Consider the following 22,328-nt stretch of genomic DNA (forward strand, 5'->3'; position numbering starts at 1 on the left):
TTACTTTGATTGAAAGTTGAGCTCATTTGAACCATAATAACTGGACCATATGAACCATAGGAGCTTGATATGGCAACTGCAGCATTAAAAAGCTTCAAACCGAAACAACCTCATAAAGCCAATTTCTGGTTTATGTTGGGTATTGAAGACGCTGAAACAGGTCGCACTGATGCGGTTCACAAAGGCTTTGAGCCAAAGGTGTATCGCAATATTGTTGAGCGTGTGAAGCTTTCTCAGAGTGAGTTTCAAAACGTCACATTGATACCTGTTAGCACGATCAAGCGTCGTCTAAAAAACGATGAGCGCTTCAATACGCAAGAAAGTGATGCAATCTATCGATTAGCGATGTTATTGAAACTCGCGACAGAACTGTTTGACGACGAAGAGCGCGCGTTAAAATGGATGAGAGAGAATGTGTATGGCTTAGGTGGAAAACGTCCACTTGATATGGTCTCGACCACGGTGGATTTTGAAATCGTAAAAGATTTGATCGGCCGTTTAGAGCACGGGGTATTCTCGTAATATGAAGCTCTATCGTCTCACACAAAAGAAATTTGCTGACACGCCATTCAGCCCCGTTGGCGCAAAGTTGTTTGGAGGGCGATGGAACTCAAAAGGAACCGAAGCCCTCTACTTCTCTGAATCGGAATCCCTTTGCTCGTTGGAAGTATTTGTTCACGTAAACAACGATCCTGCTATCACCAAACTTTACGATTTATATCGTATTGAAATGCCAGAATACCTCATCGCCACCTTAGATGAAGAAGATCTCCCTGTGACGTGGCGAGCAATACCGGCGAGCGAGTCTACGCAGTACATTGGTGATCAGTTTCTCAATGATCCTCATCCAGAGTTTGCCGCGCTGCAAGTGCCTTCAACGATTTCACCTCGTGATAAAAACTACGTGGTGAATCCAAATCATCCCAAAATGAAAGAGATCATCAAGAAAGCCGAAAAGCTCGATTTCGCGTTTGATCCGCGCATTTTCAAATAGACGCCTAGCTTTGTCTTGCTTTAAAGCATTCAGCGCTTACTTGAGATAAGCGCTGAAGCATAAAAGTTTATTTCCTTGGTTGTTGTCGGTCGTAAGTGAACTGTTGCGCTTCATTTGTACTGTTGTGGTAATGCCCAAGCACCAACTCAGCACCTTTGTAAGATAAATGGCTGTCATCCGTATACATCGCATTGTTTGTACCAACTTTCATTCGACATACGCCATTCCTGCAAATGGCATCGGTCAAGTCGACAAACTCAACGTGCTCAAATTGCTCAAAGTAGTTCACTAACTTCGCCACGTTTCGAGGGTGATGTTGTTTGGGAGAAAAGTCGCAGGCAGACTCTTCTGTCTCGCCAAACAAACGCGCTTTCCAAAGGCATTCTCCTACCGCAAACGGTGCAGAAGGGGTTGGACCGAAAACGACCACTTCCTTTCCTTTCAGTTCATTCAATAATTTGGTTAATGATGCTTCATAATCGGCTTGTGAAAGCTCTTTATTGAAATTAGAAGAGATAACAACGCGACGAATGGAAGGGGTACTTAGAATGGTATCGACAGCCTCATTGAAGAACTGTCGGCAAGAAATTGAGCCAGCAGCTTCTAGGATGTCGACATAACCGACCGCACAGGAATCTTGAGTAAGTTGCACCACGCCAGTTGGTGTTACTTCAGATAGACGCTTCACGTAAACCATGCTGTGACTATTGCCTAACACAGCGATGGCGGGCTGCGGCGCAGACGAGCACACATCGTTAACGTTGGTGTTGCCGTTGCAATCTAAACCATAACCGTTGTTAACGCGCATGGCCTCGAAAAATGCGCTTCTTTCTGGAAAACCACCGTTTTGATGACCGATAACGCCGAGCGTTAGCAAGGGCAACGTCAACAACACAATAACCGCGGACACAGTGCGCATGCTCATGGCTTTTCGGCTACGGAACGGCTTTTCAATAAAGCGCCAAGTGAAGTAAGAAAGTACAAAAAGAGCGATAACGTAAAGCGGGATATTGACGTCTTGTGTTGTGTCCAACACGTAGCGGTAAAAGACAAATAATGGAATGTGCCACAAGTATAAGCTGTAGCTGATTAAGCCGACGAACACGACCCACTTTAGGCTCAGTAATCTACCGCAGACATTGCCTTTAGAGGCAAACAAAATCACCAACGCGCTACCGATGACCGGCACCAGCAGCGTAATGCCCGCGCCATCTTGCGATTTTTCAAACAAAAGCGCGGAAGCCAATATCAAAACGATGCCAATGGTTGCTAGAGTATCGTTAGATTGAACTTGGACTTTTCTCATCACTAATGCGAGTAATGAACCGGTTGCCAGCTCCCAAGCGCGAGAGAAGATCATGTAAAAAGCGAAATCAGGATCGTTGCTCGCGTAGACAATAGTCATCAAACTCAGCACAAATACCGTGATAAAAAAAGTCAGGTAAAACACGTTTTTACCACGAGCGAGTAGCATGAGTAGCAAAGGAATGACAATGTAGTACTGTTCTTCAACGCCCAAGCTCCATGTGTGGAACAGCGGGTTGGCTTGATCTTCTAAACCGAAGTAATTGTGGCCTTTTAAATACAGAAGAATGTTGGATGCGGAAAGAATGGAAGACACTGCAAACTGACCAACGTCTTTGTGTGCTTGCGGCAAAAATAGCCACCAAGACATCAAATAGCTGACGGCGATCACCACCAGTAAGAGGGGGAGTATGCGACGAATGCGTCGCTCATAAAAATCACCAAGGCTGAACTTCTGGTTTTCTAAGTCGTTAATCACGATGGTAGTGATCAAATAGCCGCTGATCACAAAGAACACGTCGACGCCAATAAAGCCACCAGCGAATTGCTCAACTCCTGCATGAAACAAAATCACCAACGTGACAGCAATCGCCCTTAATCCGTCTACTTCTGCTCTGTAAGTCATATAGTGTTGCTCCAACATTCCGTTTAATGAAGTAGAGCAAAATATGAACCAGAAATAATATTTATTTAAATCAGTGTCTTAAAGTGATTGTCAAAATGAAAATGCTAGGTGGGTTAACGAATTCCCAAATTGAATTTCAATATGGAAACCCCATAAAGAATGATCTTAAGAAGCGCTAAATCAAAGAACGTAAAGCGCGAGGAACTTAGACTTCATTGAAAATGATTACGCTAAAGAAACGATGACAGAGAATACGATTCAGGAAAAAATTGCCAGCTTTACTTGTATCGAAGAGGCTTTGGATTACTTCGACATCGAGTTTGATAGCCGATTTATCGAAAACAATCGAACCGAGTTGGTTAAGAGGTTTCACGGCTACTTAATCCTCACTAAACCGGATGATTGGTTTTCAGGTCGTCGTGCTTTAAAGAATGCTTACTGTAAAGTACAACGCAGTTTGCTCAGTAAAAAGACGCGCTCTGCGTGTCGAGGTTGTACATCTTGTCAAAGACGTTAATTCTGGTGGCTTGCCTAAAAAGAACCCTGCATCTTGGCGTTACAGGGGGAAGAGCAAGGTTCTTTTGGTTTCGCTATTGGTTTATCGCGAGTTGCGAATCAGCTTTACGTAGATGAATTAACCCGCGTGGTACGCAGGGTAGTCCACTAAGCCTTTTTCACCGCCGCCGAACAATGTGGTAGGGTCATGTTCTGCCAGTGGATAGCCATGCTTGATGCGGCTTGGTAAGTCTGGGTTTGCAACAAACGGACGGCCAAAGCCAATCATGTCGGCTAAACCACTTTCAATCGCGTGTTGCGCCTTTTCATCGTTGTAACGACCGGCATAGATCAGTGTGCCTTTATACGCCTCACGAACTGCGGTTTTAAAGTCGTGCGGAGTGTCTGGCGCGTCGTCCCAATCCACTTCTGCAATGTGAATGTAAACCACATTGAGTTTATCAAGCAGCGCTGCAGCGGCGGTGTAGGTTTCGACTGGCGTACTATCAACGGTGCCATTTAACGAAGTGAATGGTGCAAGGCGAACACCAACACGCTCAGCGCCAATAGCTTGCGTCATCGCCTCTACCACTTCACCAAGAAAACGCAGACGGTTTTCAATTGAGCCGCCGTATTCATCGGTGCGGTTATTCGCTTCAGAATCGATAAACTGGTTGACCAAGTAGCCATTCGCTGCATGAAGTTCGATACCATCGAATCCGGCTTCTATCGCGTTTAGTGCGGCTTGGCGGTACTCTTCAATAACGTTCTTGATGTCTCGTTTGGTCATTTCACGAGGCACAACCACGTCGACAAAACCCGGTTCGTCTGTGCCGTTATCGACAAATACTTTCACGTTTTCTGCTTTTAGCGCAGAAGAAGAAATAGGTTGCTCACCGCCAATGTTATCAGGGTGAGTCACACGTCCAACGTGCCATAATTGCGCGAAGATAGTGCCGCCTTTCTCGTGCACTGCATCAGTTACTTTTTTCCAGCCAGCAATTTGCTCTGGGCTGTAAATGCCTGGTGTCCATGCATAGCCTTGACCCATTGGCGAAATTTGTGTGCCTTCAGCAACGATTAGGCCCGCTTCAGCACGTTGAGCATAGTAGGTCGCCATCATGTCGTTAGCGATATTACCTGGTTGAGAAGCACGAGAGCGCGTCATCGGAGGCATAACGATACGGTTTTTTAATGAGAGAGAGCCAAGTTGAATGGGTTGAAATAATGCGTCTGTCATAGGAAACCTCGTTATTTGTGAGTTTGGATGAGTTCGATTTGGTAACCATCGGGATCTTTAATGAACGCGATGTGAGTTTCTCCGCCTTTCATTGGACCTGGCTCGCGAGTAACGTTGCCACCAAGCGCTTTAATTTTTTCGCAAGCGGCGTAAATATCTTCAGACCCCAGTGCCATGTGTCCGAATGCGTTACCCAAGTCGTAACTGTCGGTATCCCAGTTATAAGTTAGCTCGATGGTCGCGCCATCTGGTTGATCAGTGTTACCAACAAACACCAGTGAGTAACGGTATTCTTGGTTTTCAAAACGATCCAAAACACTCATTCCCAGAACTTTTGTATAAAATTCGATAGATTTGTCTAGGTCAGCTACACGGATCATCGTGTGGAGAAACTTCATAAGTCGCCTTTTCATAACGTTGCGTAATCACTATGCAAACCATATCGCCACTCTAAATAAACTGGAAATTATCGTTAATTATTAAAATGATTATTTAGTGTTATGAAAAGCGAGGTTGCTGGCCCTGCAACATGCAAACAAAGATTACTCGCCGTTTCTTTTTAATTGTTGGCATATGCTAATTACTCTTTTGAGAAACCGAGTAACTATCATGTCTACAAACAGCTATTGTCATTACACTCACGAATCTCATCATCAATGTGCGGTTTGTTCTTCAATTAATGTGAATCCGAACTCTTTGGCCGTGAACTACCAATACCTAGCCGATGGTTCTGTTGTCGGAGAGTTTCACGTTTTACCGCGTCATCAAGGTTACACAGACCTGTTGCATGGTGGTATTGCCAGTTCGCTTCTCGATGGTGCAATGACGCATTGTTTGTTATCTAGAGACATTCAAGCTCTTACGGCGCAGTTGGATGTGCGCTACCATGCACCTATTCAGTTAGATGATCGAGTCACGATTACTGCACACTGTGAAGGTGAACGACGCGGTATATATCAACTGGTGGCTCAATTGCGGGTCAATAGCGAAGTTAGAGTGACGGCTAAAGGGAAGTTTATTCGTCCTAAAAAGGCATAAATAAAAACGTGTTCTACGGAGAGGCAATGAAGAAATTTGATGAGCTGTATGCAATTGCGACGAGAAAATCTCAATATGACCAAACCAACACTTGGTTTAAAGGCGTAGAGACTTATCTGGAGGCCATTGGCAAAGAAGTTGATGAAGTCCGCGAAGAGATTCGTGAGGATCGCCTTTGTCATTTGGAAGACGAGTTAGGCGATGTGTTGTGGAACTATCTTAACGTATTAAAAGCGCTGGAAAGAGAAAAGGGCATAGATCCTGAGAAAGTACTCGAAAGAGCCTGCAACAAATACGATCAGCGTGTATCTGCGATTGAGTCGGGACGCAGTTGGGATGAGATAAAACAGCAGCAGAAACAAGCCTTGAACGCAGAGCATGAAGCCGCGCAGTTAGAAGATGTAAAGAGCCAATAACTGCGCTTGGTATTGAAAGGGTTGGTTAATAGGGAATACCTAGTCAGCCCTTGGAACTGTTGACCAACAGTAGGTCACAAGGTGGTTGATCAAGTAACGTGTCTACAGTGCTGCCAGACCAAAATTGAGATGACATGCTTCGTTTACATGCCCCCATAATCAAAATCGCTGCTTGTGATTGCTTAACTGCTTTTGGTAACGCCGTTTCAGGGTTTCCTTCCGGTAATAGTAATGGAACTCGCGTTAACTTTTGCGCACTAATAAAATCTGTAATGCCTGCTTTTTGATTGCTTAATATCTCTGCACGATAGCGAGAGAGGTATGGTGCGACGTATCGGCAGTAAACGAGCGTCATTTTCCCGCTTAAGGTTTGTTCTAATTTTGAGCCTCGCGAGACGATGGCTTTATCTACTATCGACTTTTCATCCCCTCGATGAAGTGGGTCGATTGCACAAAGCATGTTGGCGTGAGAAGGCCATGACCGCTCACTCAGTAGCAACAAGTCGCAATCTTGTTGTGCTAGTTCTGTGAGCATCGTTTGAATCTCGTGTTTGTTAAAGTGTCCCACGAGCAGTAAGTCAGTGTGGTCAACAAGTCGTTTCGCAACTTGCTCAACCCAATGGCTCCCTTTGAAATGCTCGTAAGAGAGCGTTGGCGTTTCAAGCTCTTCTTCTTCACAAAGTTCGACAATTAATGCGTTGAACTTTAAGGTCCAAGCTTCAAACTCAGCTTGTCTTTTTTCTATATGGTCAGAGTTGAAACTGAGAAAATGAGCGAATGCGTGATCTTCACTTCGGCGATGGTCTTCCACTAAAACCACAATAGGCTGAGCCAACGCTGTCGAAAATTGAATCACTTTACGAAGCACCTTACGACTTGGTAAGGCGGCCTGCTGAGTCAGAAAAAATACAGGTGCCATTGATTACTCCATTATCAAACAAGGCGAATGAGCCTGACACACATTCAAGTCTATACCATGAACTGATGCAGAGGCGTTTTGTTTCTGCGAGCGAAATATAAATTCCGCAATTAAGTCAACTATCGCCTAGAATTTTAACATCAAGAATTCATGCCTTCGGATAGCACATATCGTCAATGCGGCGAATGTGGTAGTGAAAGCTATAGGTAAAAGTAATGATAGATTCCAACCAATTGCAAATTAACCGCAAAGTGCCACATTTGCTTGCTGAGATCATTAAAGCGATAGAATCGACCGAAGACTTGAGCTTTTTGAAAGACTATCAAGAAGCACAGATTGCGAACATTTTGGAATCGGTCAACATTGCTTACCGTAAGCGTGTCATAGAAGCAGTGCCGCCTGAGAAGTATTGGACGGTATTAAATTTGCTCCGATACGGCACCGCCAAGCACATTCATCAATCACTCAATAAAGACTTACAACATGAACGCTTGGCGTACATAACGGATTCAGAACTGATCATCTTTGCGGACTTTCTACCGACCGAATTTGTAGATGAATACCTTATTGATCAAAGTGAAGAGTCTGTCGCGCATATCCAACAAGCATTGTCGTATGAAGACAACAAAGTTGGACGTTATGCCGAGCCTCACTTTCTGGTCGCAAACCCTAAAAACAGCGTAGGAGGCATCAAAACCGAGCTGCTAAAACGTGGGCAAAGTCCAGTGCGGTTGATTATTGTGCGTGATGCGAGTGGTGTGATTGGTACGATAGAGCCGCAAACCCTGTTGCTGCACGAAAATCATATCAAACTTACCGACTTGACCGTAGTTACGCCAATTCTAGAAGATATTCAAACGATTCAAAGCGTCAGCAAACAAGTCTCGATTGATGGTGGAGCACATTGGTTTCCTATCATGGCTGGTGGCAAAATTATGGGCGTCTTGTCGATGGCGACCATCGCGATTACCTTGCGTGAACTCAGCCTACAAGCTGTAGTGGCAGAAAACGTACGAAGCGAAGAAGATTTGTTCACACCATTAAGCGTGGCGACAAGGCTAAGAGCACTTTGGCTGGTGATTAACTTGCTGACCGCTTTCGTAGCCTCCGCCATCATTGGGCTTTTTGATAATGTGGTCGAGCAAGTCGTTGCGCTTGCTATTTTAATGCCTGTCGTGGCGAGCATGGGCGGCATCGCGGGTAGCCAAACCTTAGCGGTGGCCATTCGAGGTATCGCACTAAACCACTTGCACCAAAGTAACTTGAAGCTATTGGTGAATAAGGAATTAAAAATCGCCACCATTAATGGTTTAATTATGGGGTTGGTGATCGCGGGTGTCGTTTACATGGTGTTTGACTCTTGGCCATTGGCACTTATTATTTGCTGTGCCATTTTCCTCAATAGTTTGGCGGCCGCGGCATCGGGTACGTTGATACCATTCACGTTGAAGAAGTTTAACATTGACCCCGCCGTGGCTGGCTCGGTAGTATTGACGACCGTTACCGATGTCGTCGGTTTCTTTGCGTTCTTAGGCTTAGGTGCCATTTTCTTGATATAGAAAGCCAATTGACGCGTTAACCAGCAGAACCAATCGCACCATTTCCCAACCCAGTATTTTGGGCGAGCTTGCTTCGCTCAGCATTCCTCCGTTTTCCATAACCGATGAACACGTCGTTTCGGTTCTTACTTTGTATATCTCTTCACTGCCCAGTTCTATTCCCCCAAATTTCCCACTACCGATCTCGCTTAACGCTGGAGTGCCAAATGCCAATTTCAAACGCCAGATGATGCCCATTTTCTTGGCTGTATACGCATTACTTCACTCAAACAAAAAATAAGGAAACAATTTTGAATAAACTCATCGTATTCACTGGTGGTCCCGGTGCAGGAAAAACCTCGGTTATCGAACAACTAAAAACACAAGGCTTTATCTGCGCGCCAGAAACCGGCCGTCAAATAATACAAACGCAGGTTGCCAATCACGGTTCAGCATTACCTTGGAATGACAAACAAGCTTTTCGAGACGAAATGATGAAGGCAGAAGTGAGCAATTACCGAGCTTTCAATGTCCACCAAGGGAATGTGTTTTTTGATCGCAGTATTGTGGACGTATATGGCTACAGTAAGTTGGAACAACTTCCAATCTCGCATGAGCTCATCACGCATTGCCAGATGCTTCGTTATCATTCTCAAGTATTCATTTTTCCACCGTGGACGTCGATATTCAGCAACGACGAAGAGCGAAAGCAAGATTTTTCTGAAGCGGTCGCCACGTATCAACAGATGGTCGATGCATACCACAAGTTTGGTTATCAATTGATCGAAGTGCCCAAAATGTCAGTCGAAGACAGAGTAGCGTTTATTCTCGGCTCAGTTATCGAACAAGGCTGAAAGATGATTGATGCAAACAAATGCGTAAGACGATTGTGAGCACGACAACAATATGCGTAAAGGGAGTTATTTATACTGGATAAAATTCAATAAGTTAATTGAGTGTTATGTCTTTTAAATATCTTACCTTATTGCTCGCAACGACGAGCATGAGCAGCTTTGCTGATGTAGGCCTGCCTTCGGGGGATGATTGGTTAAACCATGTGACGAATGGCCTAGCCCCATATTGGATGATGGAAAGCGCGCATGGACAACCTGCGGGGAATTTTCCGACTTTTCGTTGTGATAACGGTGTCATTCTCGACCCACAAAAGCCGTGTGGAGAATTAAACAAAGGGTGGATTAGCCCGCACTTCGATCGCGAATACACCCGCATGAAATCGCGCCAAACTTACGCTTATGGCGTGCTTTTTCATCTTACGGGTGACAAGCAAGCATTAGAGCTGGCAAAGAAAGGGGCTTATTACCTGATTGATCATCTACAAGATGAGAAAAACGGCGGCTTTGTGAGCTTTACGCGTAGTGGGAAACCGGGGATGGAGTGGCAACAACGAACTTCTCAAGACCAAGCTTACGCCTTGGTGGGGTTGGCGATGTACTACTACTTGACTCAAGATCCAAAGGTCGAACAAGCGCTCATCGACCAGCAAGCGTTTATATTTAAACAATACCGACGAAGCGATGATCGCGGTCTGTCTTGGGTTTTGAAAGACGGTGATGGGGAAAGTGCGAAGCAGCAAGAGCTAGTCGCTCAACTTGACCAGATCAATGGCTATCTGTTGTTAACGGCGCCACTTTTACCACCGCCAGCGCAAGCCAAGTGGAAGCAAGATCTGCAATGGCTGACGCAAGTGATGATAGATAACTACCATTCCGTCAAAGAGCAGCGCTTTTATGGCGCGATACACCACAAAGCGGTAATGATGCCAGATGCGAAACACAATGATTTTGGACACACCATCAAGGCGTATTGGATGACGTATCTGACAGGTCAGTTGTTGGAAAATTCAAAGTGGACAGAGTTTGGTTTCAAAGGAATGAAACACACGCTTAAGCAAGCGCAATACCAGCAAAACTTTGAGCAAGTCAAAGCGCTTTTCTCACCAGAATGGCAGAGTAAATGGACGCAAGAGAGCATTCCTGCTTGGCAATCAAGACCATACAAGCACTATAGCTCGTCTTGGGAATGGGCAGAGCTCGATCAAGCGGCAATGACAGTTTCTCTTGTCGATGGTTCGATGAAAGAAACGCTTCAATACACGTTACCCACTTTTATGGACGTATGGGTGGATCATCAATATGGAGGAGTCGGTCTGAGTCCTAAATCAACCAAAGCGTTCCATTGGGGAAATGGTTACCACCAGTTTGAACATGCGGTGGTCGGGTATTTGTACGCGCAACAAATGGCAAAACAGCCCGCCAAGCTTTACTACGCGCGACCAGCAGAGAATAAAATGCCACTTAATCCGTATTACTTTAGCGCAGACGTAAAATCGTTGTCGTCACAAAGTGATGGAGTCACCACCGCGACATTCACCAATATTCGACCTTAGGTTGGTCGATGGTGATGTGTTAGTTAAAGTCCGCGTAAAAGCCAAAGCAAAATTGTAGCAGTAATATCAATAAAGGCTAACCAACTGGTTAGCCTTTATTTTTAATAATCTTACATGTAATGGTGACAACACATATAGTTAACGAATGTTTATTTGTAATGACCGCTGAGTGCTTCTAACAAATATCTAACTATAAATTAACTTTTATTGATTAGGGTATATCTCACAACTAGGACAACTTAGAGCTTGGAACTTTATGCAATCCTGTTCATAATAATGGTTTTGAGAGAATCATTATGTACATTTCTATACTAACGCACGAGAGAGATACGCCGTTATCAATCAACTACATTAATTACATGTATCCAGCTGACAAACTATTTAGCTCTTGTGTCGAACTAAGAAGCAAATTAGATAATGAGAAAATTCCCGTTAATACCATAAAAGATACTTCTCTTGCGGGACCATTACGTAAGCTTCCAAATGATATTACAGGTGAGAAAAGGTTACAAAAGCTTAAGGAACAGATAGATCGCAACATGGCGGTTAAGTCTGGTATGTTAACAGATCGAATGCACTGGAAAAATAAAGCTGTTATTCCTTCACGTAAATTTTCGTCTCTAGCTCCAATACAGTCGTCAACTCTAGCTTCTACTGCAATGAAAGCAAATAGTGGAAGGGCCATGGCCTTAGGGATGGTATTACAGAAAGGCAGAGCTATGCTTCTCTTTGATATTATCCGACAAAACGTTAGAGTACTAGCTAATCGAGTACACAATGCAAATCTAGAATCATCTGGCTGCATTTTGATTGTTAATGTGAAGTATTTGAAAGTCGAAAGGGAATATGGGAAAGCTCCTCAACTATCTAGAGTTTCATTAGCAAGTATAATTTCTCAAGAAGACAAGTATAACTTTGATTCGAGTGCTTATGTTCGTGGTCAAATTGCCAATATGTGTGAAGCTAGTGCTAAAGCTCCGATCAATACAAAGTTTCAAATTGTAAGCGGTCAGTATGACGATTCATACTCGACAGCAGTCTTGTTTATCAAATGTACATGGGAATAACATGAGAATTGTTAACGTTTTATTCGTAGTGCTCCTTGTTACGGCATGTAACGATACTACGTCAAAGTTTGAGGCAACTAAAACGACAGAAAGCCTCCTAACTAAGAACCGAGAAGCTCCAGAGCAGTTGTACAGCGAAGCAAATAAATTTTATGAACAAGGTGATGTGCAAGGAGCAAAGTCTTTATTGATCAAAGCTATCGAAGTGGATGATGTTCATAGTAAAGAGCTTTTAGGGGTAATCCTTCTGAAAGAGCCAAAAGTCATGGATGTTAAGCGGGGCTTTTCTTTAATCTCAGAGGCTGCTGATGATGGGTTGGCTAGTGCACAATTTTATTTAGGATCATGTTTGTATGATGATGGCTGTGGTTTACCTGAAAATAAGGTGCTTTCAGCCTATTACTTGACGCAAGCGTTAAATAATGGTGAAGGTGGTGCACAAATGCTACTTGGATTTCTAGATGAAGAAATAGGTGACACTGCGATTGATCAAAAAACATATGCGGTAGAGCTGAATCGCTATATAGAACAACTCAATTAATATTGCGGCTTAATGTTTTATAGGGTTTTAATCGAACCTCAAACAGAGAGTGCTGGACTTCTACAAAGCAGTAGAAGCCACAGCGAAGCTGCAACAATAATCGAGTGTGTAATAGAAAATAAAAAGCCGTCAGAACCACTGGTTTTGACGGCTTTTTATTCTATGACAGGTAGAGGATTCAATTTTCAGCGCGATAGGTCCATGAAAACTTAAGTGAGATTCCAATCACGTCGCATGATCTCGCTAGTGTCATTGGAAATAAATGAATTGTTTCTAATACACAGAACGTATTAACATGGTTGCACTTGGCCCATATGAGTAAATTCATTGAACATACAATTTGAGAGAGGGTTTAGTTGTAAAAATAATAGTTAGTTGGAATCTAGGTTAAATGAAAATAAAACTATTTAAAAAGCTACAAGTTGTATTTCTTGTGGTGTCAGCATCTTTAATGGTGGGGTGTTCGTCTATAGATGCGCATGCTGGTGGCGGATACGGAAAGCCGTTTTCAGGCACCGCGTTATCAGTCGCACGACAACCTTGCTATTTAAGAGCTGATATTACTTCTATCGCGTTATACCCACTATCATTGATTGACATTCCTTTGTCGTTAGCAACGGACGTTGTGTTTCTTCCTGTTGATTTAGTCATGGTAGCTACACCAACAACGAGTTATGGCGGTGTTGTTTCTCTAGGTTGTCCAAGCGGAAGCATGATCTAAAACGCTTATTTTATTCAAATAAATGGAAAGAAATGAAAGTGGAATTAAAAAATAACTATTCAGAATCAGAAATAAACCAGCCACCATCGGTACTTCTTGTTACGTCTCTGTTGTGTCTGGCGTCCGTTTGTTGGGCTACATTGCTGTTGGCCATTGAATATATTGCTGGGATAGAAATGAGTGGTACAGGCTTTCTTAGCACGTTAATCCCAGCCATGAGTGTTGGTTATTACTTCGGCTACAAGACTGGAGATGTAATGCCATCAAAAACAAGATGGTATGCTGTTTTACTGTGGACTTTAGCAAGTTTGGTAGTGTTCTCTCTTATCTTAATGTCGTTAGATATTTCTCCGTTTTATTTATTATCTGAGCTCGGTAGGGTAAGTATTTTTATTGCTATCATAATGCTAATAACGATTGGCATCGCCTACTTAATTTTAAAAAGTGGTGAGAAAATGGCGATTAGAGTATTACTCAAAGCCAAGGAAAGTCAGTAGATAAAATACAACAAACGATTCAATTAGGATCATGACAAGACGCCAGCCATAATGTGCTGGCGTTTTAGTTTCCTGTTTATAGGATTTTTTGTCTAAAAGGCAAACCCATTGATTGTGTTGTAGTTTGAGTTAATGGTTTATGCCTTGTGCGCAAGATAGCTTAGCAGGTTTATGTATCGAGAAACGTGTGTATAATTCGCCACGAATTACGATTTATAGATATGAAAGGTAAGTATGGCAGTCCTCGAAATTCTCTCCATTCCAGACCCAAGGCTTAAAGTAAAAGCAGAAAAAGTCACTGATGTATCGACAGTACAAACGCTGATAGACGATATGCTAGAAACACTTTACGCAACGGGCAATGGTATCGGTTTAGCTTCAACCCAAGTAGGCAGAAAAGAGGCGGTTGTTGTCATCGATATCTCTGACGAACGCAATGACCCTTTAATCTTGGTTAACCCAGAAGTGGTGAGCGGAGAAAACAAAGCACTTGGTCAAGAGGGATGTCTCTCTGTTCCTGAGTACTACGCAGATGTAGAGCGTTACACGTCAGTTGTTGTGTCTGCACTAGACCGTGATGGCAACCCGATTACAATCGAGAGTGATGAGTTCTTGGCGATTGTGATGCAGCACGAAATTGACCACCTATCGGGTAACTTGTTCATTGATTACCTCTCACCGTTAAAGCAAAAAATGGCGATGAAAAAAGTGAAGAAGTACGTAAAAGCGAAAGCTAAGTAATATGAGAGGAAGTAACCCTCCATGTCGAGTTACTTCCTTTTAAATCAAGAATAGGAAGGTAGGGAGAGCGGTTCATCTCTGCTTTTGGGGGACATAACGCTTTACGACCTTCATAAGCTTCTGAAATGAAGAACAGTCCATATGTGACTCATGAGGGCAGGTGGCGACATGGTTGAGGCTGTCTCGCACCGCTTTCAAACGTTTTATTTGCTCATCAATCTCAAGTGCCTTTTTCGTTAGTAAGTCACGATCGATATATGGCTTTGAAACTTCTGATTGATTCAACATTTCTGCCATTTCGTTAAGCGATATTCCAGCGATACGCCCCAAACTAATTAAATTGAGTGTATTGAGTACCTCTGGTGAATATTGGCGTCTCAATCCATTCCTTCCTATCGAGCGAATTAACCCCAGCTGTTCGTAGTACCTGAGCGTTGAAGTCGGCAATCCTGATTTTCTAACCACTTCTGCAATATCCATATTATTCCCCATTGACTTCAAGTTGGCTTTAAGTTGTAGCATGCAACTAAGACCTTAACAAATCAAAAACATGAGGAGAGAAAAATGTTGCTTTTAATGGGATTGCAAGCGGTGCTAATAGGGATTGGTGCCACTTTGATAATGGATTTATGGGCATGGTTACAAAGGAGAGTGTTTGGTATTCCTTCATTAAACTATGCGTTGGTTGCGCGCTGGGTTTTGTACATGCCCCAAGGAAAGCTTATGCATGCGCCAATTATGGCGTCAGAGGCGATGCCGGGAGAAAAGTCACTTGGCTGGTTTTTGCATTATGCCATCGGCGTTACTTTCGCTTTGGCTCACGTTACTGTTTTTGGTCATCATTGGTTGGTAGAGCCCAGTCTAATGCCCAGCTTAATTACAGGCGTGGTAACGTTGATCTTCCCATTTTTGGTCATTCAACCTTGTCTAGGATTTGGTTTTGCTGCGAGTAAAACCCCAACACCTTGGAAAGCCCGTTTTCTTAGCACATTGGCGCATTTGGGTTATGGTTTGGGTTTATTCATAGCCGGGTTTGCAATCAAAGTTACGAGCCAGTATTTTGCATAGATAACATGAGCATCATGCAAACGAGTGGTTTTTATCTATGATGCTCAACTCTTGGTTGTTTTTTGCGCTTTGATCATAGTTGACCGATATGTCTAAAGTCTGTTGCATTTATCCAAGACGTAAAGTCGGCGGACATTTAACATTGCCTTAACGTCAGAATGGCAAGCGGTTTACCAAGAAAAACGAAAATTATCTGGTTTGACATAAAGAATATTAAGGGTTTCAGATGGCTTCAAAAGTGGCAGGGATATCAATACTGAGTTTATTGGCAGCGCCAGTTGCGATGGGAGAAACAGCCAGTGCTTATGATTTATGTTTGCTAGACAAAATAAAGCAAAGCAAAGGTGAAGAAACCATAAAGAGCATTCGCGCGCAGTGTGAGCTTGACACAGTAACCAGCACAGTGCCCGCAGATCCAGAAATTGAAGAGCCTGAAGAACTTCAGGAAAGTTTGGTCGACAAGCGTTTGGAATCAGAACGAGAAAACGCGTTCGAACCGTTTAGCCTAGTCGCGCATCGCGTTAACTATATTCTTCCGTTTACATACAGTGATCGTGTAAATAAACGCGCGTATGCCGACACCAAATACGGCGATGAACTGCGTAAGGAAGAGGCGGAGTTCCAAATCAGTTTTAAAGTACCAATGAACTATGATGACTTGTTGTTTGATGGCGATGGTCTGTTTTTTGGAATGACTCTTAAATCATTTTGGCAGGTATACACGGGGGCAGCATCTCGTCCATTCCGTGAAACCAATTATCGTCCAGAGCTTTTTTACTACACCCCAACAGACTGGAAACCACTTGATGGTTCGACTTGGTTAGGTTTTGGTATTGAACATGAGTCTAACGGTCAGAGACAGGAGCTATCGCGCAGTTGGAACCGTGTCTATGCCAACTTAACCTTTGCAAAAGACAATTTTGCGGTTTCTATCCAGCCTTGGTGGCGTATACCTGAAGATGAAAAGACATCGCCTAATGATCCCAAAGGTGATGATAACCCGGATATCGAAGACTATATGGGACACTTTGAGCTATCGAGTGCTTACAAGTGGAATGGTTACGAGTTTACCTTTTTAGGTCGCCAGAACTTTCAAACACATAAGGGTTTTGCAGAACTGGGTGTGTCATTTCCGATTTGGGGCAAAGTTCAGGGGTACGCACAATACTCAGCGGGTTATGGTAAGAGCTTGATCGACTATGATCATAATCAGCAGCGGATTGGTGTTGGTATTGCAATTAACGGTGTTTTGTAGTTTTTCGTAGATGGATAGAAATTAACACTGGCAATTGAAATTTCAATATTTAGAATGCGAGGCTGAAATTGATTTCTAACCTAGAGTGATTTTATGCTTCGTGATTACACCTTCGATTGTCTTGTAACTATGCCTCGCCATGAGCTGGAAGAGTTTAGTGCTCGTATGATCAGTAAAATGGTGCCAGAAGACGTGATGAATGAGCTGTTCACTTTTGATCAAGAAGAAGTGGATAGTGAAGACCGCATGTTGTCTGCACGTCTTGATGCAATGCTACGCATGACAGCAATCGCACTGAGTGAAATTCAACAAGCGTTTGATGACTCAGACAACGCAAAGCAAAATAGCGAGCGAATGACGCGATTGGTGCTTTGGCATTTCTACGCGATCTCATTCCGTTTGGAAGAGGCCATCACGCTAGAAACACACTGTGCTCTAGTGGAAAAACTAATCGAAAATGTACCTTCGGATGTTTTTGCGTGGGTAAAAACATTGACGGAGCTGCTACACACTTACGCTGAAATCAACGCGAAAGAGAATCCTCAAGACTAAACACCTGCCGTTTATCGTTCAGTAAATTAGAAACAAGGCGAGCCATTTGGTTCGCCTTGTTTTTTCGCGTCAGATAAACCTTCGGGTTTGAAATACCAAACAAGCCTAGACTCAGATTTGTTCGTTCACTAGCGAACGGCGTGATTCCTTCTTACACTAAATCAAGGTGTTTGTTGCTAAACAAGCAAATGCATGACTAAGTCGTGTATTATTTTCCACTTAAATGCGGATAATTTATGTCGAAGAACCTTCTGGTTTTTAAATTGGAACCGACTATTGAGCGTGTACGCTTTCCAGCTGAGCTTCATCTATCTAAAGGAAGTGAACGATGGATCCGTTAACGCAAGGTTTATTGGGTGCAGCTTTGCCACTGGCCGTGAGCAACAAGCGAAACCTTGCAGTTGTTGGCGTGTTGGGCGTGGTCTCTGGGATGGCTCCGGATTTAGATGTGCTCATCCGTTCTTCAACTGATCCTTTGCTGTATTTGGAATACCATCGCCAATTTACTCACTCGCTCTTGTTTATCCCGTTTGGTAGTTTCATTTGTGCTTTGGTGTTGTATCCATTGTTCGCAAAAAAGCGAGGACTAAGCTTCCGGCAGAGTTGGTTTTACTGCGCGCTTGGTTATAGTACCCATGCGTTGTTAGACGCATGCACCAGTTATGGAACACAGCTTCTATGGCCGATAAGCAACACGCGTTATGCTTGGAACACTATTTCGGTAATCGACCCCGCGTTCACACTCCCTATTTTAATATTGCTTTTGTTTGCTGCACTGAAGCGAAGCCCAAACTATGCCCGCATTGCATTTTTATGGTGTCTGGCTTACCTAAGCCTTGGAATGATCCAACGAGATAGAGCAGAAGCAGCTGGTTGGGAAATCGTCAAAGAGCGACAACACAACGCTATACAATTAAAAGCCAAACCAAGCTTTAGCAATCTTTTGGTTTGGAAACTAATTTATGAAACGGAAGAGAGCTACTATGTAGATGCCGTAAGGGTGGGGCGTTCAATAAAAATTTACCCTGGCGAATCAACTCCAAAGTTAAATATAAAAGAGCAATTTCCGTGGCTAAACCCGCAATCGCAACAAGCAAGAGACATCGAACGTTTCCGTTGGTTTTCAAACGGTTTTGTAGCGACGGATCCGAATAATGAAATGCGAATTGTTGATATGCGTTATTCCATCGTACCAAACCAAATTAATGCGTTATGGGGCATCAATCTATCCCCAAAAGCCAGCGCAGACGCGCACGTTGAATACACTGCTCATCGAGGAAGTACTGCAGAAGATCGCCAAGTTTTTTTCAACATGCTTACGGATTTTGAGTGATGGTTTTACTTTGGATGTCGATGCGGTGTCGTAATAACCATTACGCAGACTGAAAGTCCTTTACTAGGGTTGGCTTGCTAGCGAAGAAAATCTTGCCAAACAGGGACTTGTACTTCCAGCCAAGAGACAAAAGCCGTTTAGCTAAGTTCTTGTTTTCAATGATTGCAACCTCAACACCTTGGTAGTGGTAAGGATTGCTTTTGATGTAGTCGATAAATGCAGTAAGCACGCCTTGCCCGCGAACGGAGGGTGCAAAGTTGACTGCTACAATAGAAAAGCGTTGGCTACCTGCTGGGCAACGGACTAAACAGTGCCCAAGAGGATGAGTAATAGTCTCAGAAAATTCAGGAAAAGGGCGAGACTCAAGCTCTTGAGAAAGCGCATCGTATCGCTGACATAGATAAGAAAATAGTTGTTTCGCTTCGCTGTTCATATCGGTGCCGCTTTTGTGTTGCTTGGTTTGAAGGCATTGATGTCTCAAACATTGTAACCATAGATAGCAACACAAAACGCGGTAAACTTTTTCAGTAATGATTTCCTATTTTTGAAACCTTAATTGTTACAAATGAAGTTGATTGGGTTTTATATGGTAGTTGTGAACGAGTGTTTCTAGTTGAAGGGAGAATACGCTGGTTACTGGATTCTTACTGGAATTCCTTTGTTAAAAGGCGAGCTGCTTGGTTTAATGCCGCTCGTTTAACTGCGAGTGGCATCTTTTGTATTTCGTCACCTTGTACAGCGACGATGGGACATGATGTGGGATCTTCTATCCTAGCTCTTCATGGTCTAAATTATCTCATTAACCACTCAGAGCTAGATTCTTAGTCTCGCCAAGGCTCGCTGGACTGACACAAAAACATCGTTAAACTCCTGTTATTAAATTATTTGGTCCGCCTTTGCTTACTTTTGAACGCTTAACTAGGCGTTACTCCAAGTGCTTAAATTGCAATGCCACAAGTCGCTGATACAACTCACAGCTTTGCATTAATGATTGGTGGTTACCAACATCGACTAACTCGCCATTGTCGAGCACCGCAATTTTATCCGCATGTTGGATAGTCGAAAGACGATGAGCAATAATCAGCGTTGTGCGTCCTTTCATTAGAGCTTCAAGTGCTTGCTGAACGTGATGTTCACTTTCACTATCAAGGGCGCTGGTAGCTTCGTCTAGCAGTAAGATTTTTGGATCTTTTAGAATCGCGCGAGCAATCGCAATGCGCTGCTTTTGTCCGCCTGATAGCCTAACGCCGCGCTCCCCTAAAAAGCTGTGATAGCCTTCGGGAAGCTTCTCAATAAACTCATGGGCATGGGCTTTTTTCGCGGCTTCGATAACTTGTTCATCCGTCGCTTCAGGATTACCGTAGCGAATATTATGGAAAACATCATGGCTAAACAGCGCTGGTTGTTGTGGTACGAGCGCCATTTGACGTCGAAGCTCGTTTGGATCGAACTGTCGAATATCTTCACCACCAAACAACACTTGCCCTTTTTGCGGATCATAAAAGCGTTGCAGCAGTTCGAATAGTGTTGTTTTACCGGCACCAGAAGGGCCGACCAACGCCAACACTTTTCCTTGTTCAGCAGTTAGATTTAACTCTTTGATAGCTGGTTGATTTGGGCGAGAAGGGTAGTTGAAACTCACCGAATTAAAGTTAACCTCAGCAGGCATGTCGGCACGGACAGGCAAATGGTTGCTTGGCGCTTTAATATCACTGGCTACTTGAAGGATCTCAATCAGCCGTTCGGTAGCACCTGCGGCTCTTTGCAATTCACCCATGACTTCGGAAATGGTTGCAGTCGATGAGGCAACCATAATGGCATAAAACACAAATGCGGCTAGGTCACCCGCAGACATTTTTCCGTGAATCACATCGCTGCCGCCTATCCAAAGCATGCCTGAAATCGCGCTGAACACAATCACAATAACGCCTGATATCAGGATCGCTCGCTGCTTTACTCTCTGTCTGCCTACTTCATAAGCTTTTTCCACCTCGACAGCGAAAGCCGCTCGTTCATGCGACTCTGAGCTAAAACTTTGCACGGTTTTAATATGTTCTATCGCTTCTCCAGCGTAGCTTCCGACATCGGCCATTGAGTCCTGACTTTGGCGAGAGAGAGCACGCACGCGTCGTCCATAAAACAAAATTGGCACCAAAACCAAAGGCACAGAAGCAAGCACAATCAGCGTGAGCTTAACGTTGGTAGCGAATAACATAATGATGGCACCAAAACACATCAAAGCGCTACGCATCGCCATCGAGAACGATGAACCAATAATGCTTTGCAGCAATGTGGTATCGGTAGTCAGGCGCGACATTATGTCGCCACTACTGTTAGTCTCAAAATAGCTCGGATGCAGCGTAATCACATGATTAAACACCGCAAGGCGAATATCCGCACTAACGCGCTCACCTACGGCAGAGACAAGGTAAAAGCGAAAGAAAGTCCCAATGGCAATACACAATGTGACACCGACAATAAACTGAATCGCATTGGTGAGCTCTTGCAATGATTGCTGAGCAAAGCCTTGGTCGATAAGAATGCGCACTCCATAGCCAACGGATAACGTCAAACTTGCTGTCGCGACAAGGGCAACCAAGGCTGCCGCAACCCGCCATTTATAAGGTGCAATAAAGGTGCTGAGTTTAAGAAGAATGCTGAGATTTTTGTTATTTTTTCTGCTCATGAGTGACTCACAAAGCGTTTTAGGTACCTGGCATAGTAAGCCAGTTTGGTTGGTGAGACCAGCGAACTACCGCTTTCGGATCAGGAAGTTGAGGAGTTTGATAGAGTAAACATTACTCTATCTGTTTACTTTTAAGTAATCACTTAAGTCACATTGACTACTTACGGAATCCCCATGGGATTGAAATTCAAACTTTCTGATGGGGGTGGTGGCTTCGCAGTTTAAATTAGACATATTTACTCTTTCCTTCATACCGATGACATGATGCCTGAAAATTCCTTTCCAAATAACAACCTTTTGATTGGCAACGGTTGTGGTCACTTCTACACTGCATATTGTTTGAAATAGGCCATCGAAAATACTTAGAACTTTGTTCCTTTTTCTGAAAACAGGATCAAACTTGAATTCCCCATTTGTATTCGTGGTGAAGCTACGTTCGAAAGAACTATTTGCTGACCGAATGTTAAGTACTACATTTGCATTCTTTATGGGAGTATCGTTCTTCGTAATACGTCCTTTTATGCTTGGTGTAAACACTTGAGCTTCCTTACCAAAAAATAAAAAGCCAACAGCAAAAACAGAAATCAGTACGAGTATGAGTAAAGCTGCAAACTGTTCTAAGAACAGAAAAACATTGTTGATCATCGCTTACAAATCAGTAGTCAGTGAATACACCTCGAATTGTCGCGTATTGTCTCGAGTGACTATAGCGAGTATCTAAATCGGTGAGACATAATTCACGATTTTTTTAGAAGTTTTGGAGGATAGAGTGACCCAGGCGATCTTTGTTTTGAATAAGAAGCACTGCGATATTGACAGATATAGCCAATATCGCATGTATATCGAAAATCACTTAAACGTCGAAGAGACTAGAATCAGCTTTTAGTTCG

General features: G+C 43.4%; 26 protein-coding genes. 17 read left to right on the top strand and 9 right to left on the bottom strand.

The window, feature by feature from the left end; genetic code table 11:
- The first annotated feature begins 69 nt into the window (after positions 1–69).
- On the top strand, positions 70–522 hold the full coding sequence (locus R7O13_RS02905; protein ID WP_017820987.1) for an antitoxin Xre/MbcA/ParS toxin-binding domain-containing protein: 453 nt from the start codon (positions 70–72) through the stop codon (positions 520–522).
- Between the two features lies 1 nt (position 523).
- Positions 524–994 (top strand): RES family NAD+ phosphorylase, encoded by a 471-nt coding sequence (locus tag R7O13_RS02910; protein WP_005376497.1) that lies wholly within the window; start codon positions 524–526, stop codon positions 992–994.
- A gap of 67 nt (positions 995–1,061) precedes the next feature.
- On the opposite strand, the gene R7O13_RS02915 is transcribed toward R7O13_RS02910, so the two are convergent.
- Complete coding sequence (locus R7O13_RS02915; protein ID WP_318302946.1) at positions 1,062–2,924, bottom strand: acyltransferase family protein; 1,863 nt, start codon at positions 2,922–2,924, stop codon at positions 1,062–1,064.
- Between the two features lie 241 nt (positions 2,925–3,165).
- On the opposite strand from R7O13_RS02915, the gene R7O13_RS02920 reads away from it, so the two are divergent.
- On the top strand, positions 3,166–3,441 hold the full coding sequence (locus R7O13_RS02920) for a nitrogenase-stabilizing/protective protein NifW (RefSeq protein ID WP_053307639.1): 276 nt from the start codon (positions 3,166–3,168) through the stop codon (positions 3,439–3,441).
- Positions 3,442–3,558: 117 nt separating this feature from the next.
- Here the strand turns inward: R7O13_RS02920 and R7O13_RS02925 are convergent, their stop codons facing one another.
- On the bottom strand, positions 3,559–4,659 hold the full coding sequence (locus tag R7O13_RS02925; RefSeq protein ID WP_318302949.1) for an alkene reductase: 1,101 nt from the start codon (positions 4,657–4,659) through the stop codon (positions 3,559–3,561).
- Positions 4,660–4,670: 11 nt separating this feature from the next.
- The gene (gene gloA, locus R7O13_RS02930; protein ID WP_005388741.1) at positions 4,671–5,057 is read right to left on the bottom strand and encodes a lactoylglutathione lyase; all 387 of its coding nucleotides are present in this window, start codon (positions 5,055–5,057) and stop codon (positions 4,671–4,673) included.
- A gap of 211 nt (positions 5,058–5,268) precedes the next feature.
- Here gloA and R7O13_RS02935 point away from each other — a divergent pair, with 211 nt between their 5' ends.
- Both R7O13_RS02935 and R7O13_RS02940 read left to right on the top strand, forming a co-directional pair.
- On the top strand, positions 5,269–5,697 hold the full coding sequence (locus R7O13_RS02935) for a PaaI family thioesterase (RefSeq protein ID WP_017820983.1): 429 nt from the start codon (positions 5,269–5,271) through the stop codon (positions 5,695–5,697).
- 26 nt (positions 5,698–5,723) lie between these two features.
- The gene (locus R7O13_RS02940) at positions 5,724–6,113 is read left to right on the top strand and encodes a MazG nucleotide pyrophosphohydrolase domain-containing protein (protein ID WP_005376487.1); all 390 of its coding nucleotides are present in this window, start codon (positions 5,724–5,726) and stop codon (positions 6,111–6,113) included.
- Positions 6,114–6,156: 43 nt separating this feature from the next.
- On the opposite strand, the gene R7O13_RS02945 is transcribed toward R7O13_RS02940, so the two are convergent.
- Positions 6,157–7,032: a universal stress protein gene (locus tag R7O13_RS02945; RefSeq protein WP_025767825.1), complete on the bottom strand. Its 876-nt coding sequence runs from the start codon at positions 7,030–7,032 to the stop codon at positions 6,157–6,159.
- 215 nt (positions 7,033–7,247) lie between these two features.
- Between R7O13_RS02945 and R7O13_RS02950 the strand changes: the two genes are divergently transcribed.
- On the top strand, positions 7,248–8,591 hold the full coding sequence (locus R7O13_RS02950) for a magnesium transporter (RefSeq protein WP_318302952.1): 1,344 nt from the start codon (positions 7,248–7,250) through the stop codon (positions 8,589–8,591).
- Here R7O13_RS02950 and R7O13_RS02955 read toward each other — a convergent pair.
- Positions 8,568–8,828, bottom strand: a complete 261-nt coding sequence (locus tag R7O13_RS02955) for a hypothetical protein (RefSeq protein ID WP_318302954.1) — start codon at positions 8,826–8,828, stop codon at positions 8,568–8,570. The two genes, R7O13_RS02950 and R7O13_RS02955, sit on opposite strands and share 24 nt — an antisense overlap.
- Positions 8,829–8,881: 53 nt before the next feature.
- Between R7O13_RS02955 and R7O13_RS02960 the strand changes: the two genes are divergently transcribed.
- The 7 genes from R7O13_RS02960 to def all read left to right on the top strand — a co-directional run bounded on the left by R7O13_RS02960 (position 8,882) and on the right by def (position 14,544).
- The gene (locus R7O13_RS02960; protein WP_318302956.1) at positions 8,882–9,424 is read left to right on the top strand and encodes an AAA family ATPase; all 543 of its coding nucleotides are present in this window, start codon (positions 8,882–8,884) and stop codon (positions 9,422–9,424) included.
- A gap of 107 nt (positions 9,425–9,531) precedes the next feature.
- Complete coding sequence (locus R7O13_RS02965) at positions 9,532–10,977, top strand: AGE family epimerase/isomerase (protein WP_318302958.1); 1,446 nt, start codon at positions 9,532–9,534, stop codon at positions 10,975–10,977.
- Positions 10,978–11,273: 296 nt separating this feature from the next.
- The gene (locus tag R7O13_RS02970; protein ID WP_154204326.1) at positions 11,274–12,044 is read left to right on the top strand and encodes a hypothetical protein; all 771 of its coding nucleotides are present in this window, start codon (positions 11,274–11,276) and stop codon (positions 12,042–12,044) included.
- A 1-nt stretch (position 12,045) separates the two neighbouring features.
- Entirely contained in the window at positions 12,046–12,585 is a 540-nt protein-coding gene (locus R7O13_RS02975; protein ID WP_064354738.1) for a tetratricopeptide repeat protein, read from the top strand.
- 391 nt (positions 12,586–12,976) lie between these two features.
- A complete protein-coding gene (locus R7O13_RS02980) occupies positions 12,977–13,306 on the top strand; it encodes a YceK/YidQ family lipoprotein (protein WP_053349143.1) in 330 nt (109 codons plus the stop codon).
- Between the two features lie 32 nt (positions 13,307–13,338).
- A complete protein-coding gene (locus R7O13_RS02985; protein ID WP_318302961.1) occupies positions 13,339–13,803 on the top strand; it encodes an ABZJ_00895 family protein in 465 nt (154 codons plus the stop codon).
- 234 nt (positions 13,804–14,037) lie between these two features.
- Positions 14,038–14,544: a peptide deformylase gene (gene def, locus R7O13_RS02990; protein ID WP_017635324.1), complete on the top strand. Its 507-nt coding sequence runs from the start codon at positions 14,038–14,040 to the stop codon at positions 14,542–14,544.
- A gap of 72 nt (positions 14,545–14,616) precedes the next feature.
- Here the strand turns inward: def and R7O13_RS02995 are convergent, their stop codons facing one another.
- Positions 14,617–15,024, bottom strand: coding sequence for a helix-turn-helix domain-containing protein (locus R7O13_RS02995; protein WP_031778925.1), 408 nt, complete (start codon positions 15,022–15,024; stop codon positions 14,617–14,619).
- 84 nt (positions 15,025–15,108) lie between these two features.
- On the opposite strand from R7O13_RS02995, the gene R7O13_RS03000 reads away from it, so the two are divergent.
- From R7O13_RS03000 to R7O13_RS03015, 4 genes are all read left to right on the top strand, one after another.
- Positions 15,109–15,612 carry a DUF2938 domain-containing protein gene (locus R7O13_RS03000; protein ID WP_005376471.1) on the top strand — a complete coding sequence of 168 codons (504 nt, stop codon included), beginning with the start codon at positions 15,109–15,111 and terminating at the stop codon, positions 15,610–15,612.
- 226 nt (positions 15,613–15,838) lie between these two features.
- On the top strand, positions 15,839–16,867 hold the full coding sequence (locus R7O13_RS03005) for a phospholipase A (RefSeq protein WP_017820977.1): 1,029 nt from the start codon (positions 15,839–15,841) through the stop codon (positions 16,865–16,867).
- 93 nt (positions 16,868–16,960) lie between these two features.
- On the top strand, positions 16,961–17,419 hold the full coding sequence (locus R7O13_RS03010) for a hypothetical protein (protein ID WP_054577846.1): 459 nt from the start codon (positions 16,961–16,963) through the stop codon (positions 17,417–17,419).
- Between the two features lie 328 nt (positions 17,420–17,747).
- Positions 17,748–18,752, top strand: coding sequence for a metal-dependent hydrolase (locus tag R7O13_RS03015; RefSeq protein ID WP_206969559.1), 1,005 nt, complete (start codon positions 17,748–17,750; stop codon positions 18,750–18,752).
- 40 nt (positions 18,753–18,792) lie between these two features.
- Here R7O13_RS03015 and R7O13_RS03020 read toward each other — a convergent pair whose 3' ends face one another.
- From R7O13_RS03020 to R7O13_RS03030, 3 genes are all read right to left on the bottom strand, one after another.
- Positions 18,793–19,185 carry a hypothetical protein gene (locus R7O13_RS03020; protein WP_005376463.1) on the bottom strand — a complete coding sequence of 131 codons (393 nt, stop codon included), beginning with the start codon at positions 19,183–19,185 and terminating at the stop codon, positions 18,793–18,795.
- Positions 19,186–19,677: 492 nt separating this feature from the next.
- Positions 19,678–21,438, bottom strand: coding sequence for an ABC transporter ATP-binding protein/permease (locus tag R7O13_RS03025; protein ID WP_172563780.1), 1,761 nt, complete (start codon positions 21,436–21,438; stop codon positions 19,678–19,680).
- Between the two features lie 117 nt (positions 21,439–21,555).
- On the bottom strand, positions 21,556–22,083 hold the full coding sequence (locus R7O13_RS03030) for a DUF6795 domain-containing protein (protein ID WP_213866366.1): 528 nt from the start codon (positions 22,081–22,083) through the stop codon (positions 21,556–21,558).
- Positions 22,084–22,328: the final 245 nt, after the last annotated feature.

This window comes from Vibrio sp. Y176, from assembly GCF_033438945.1.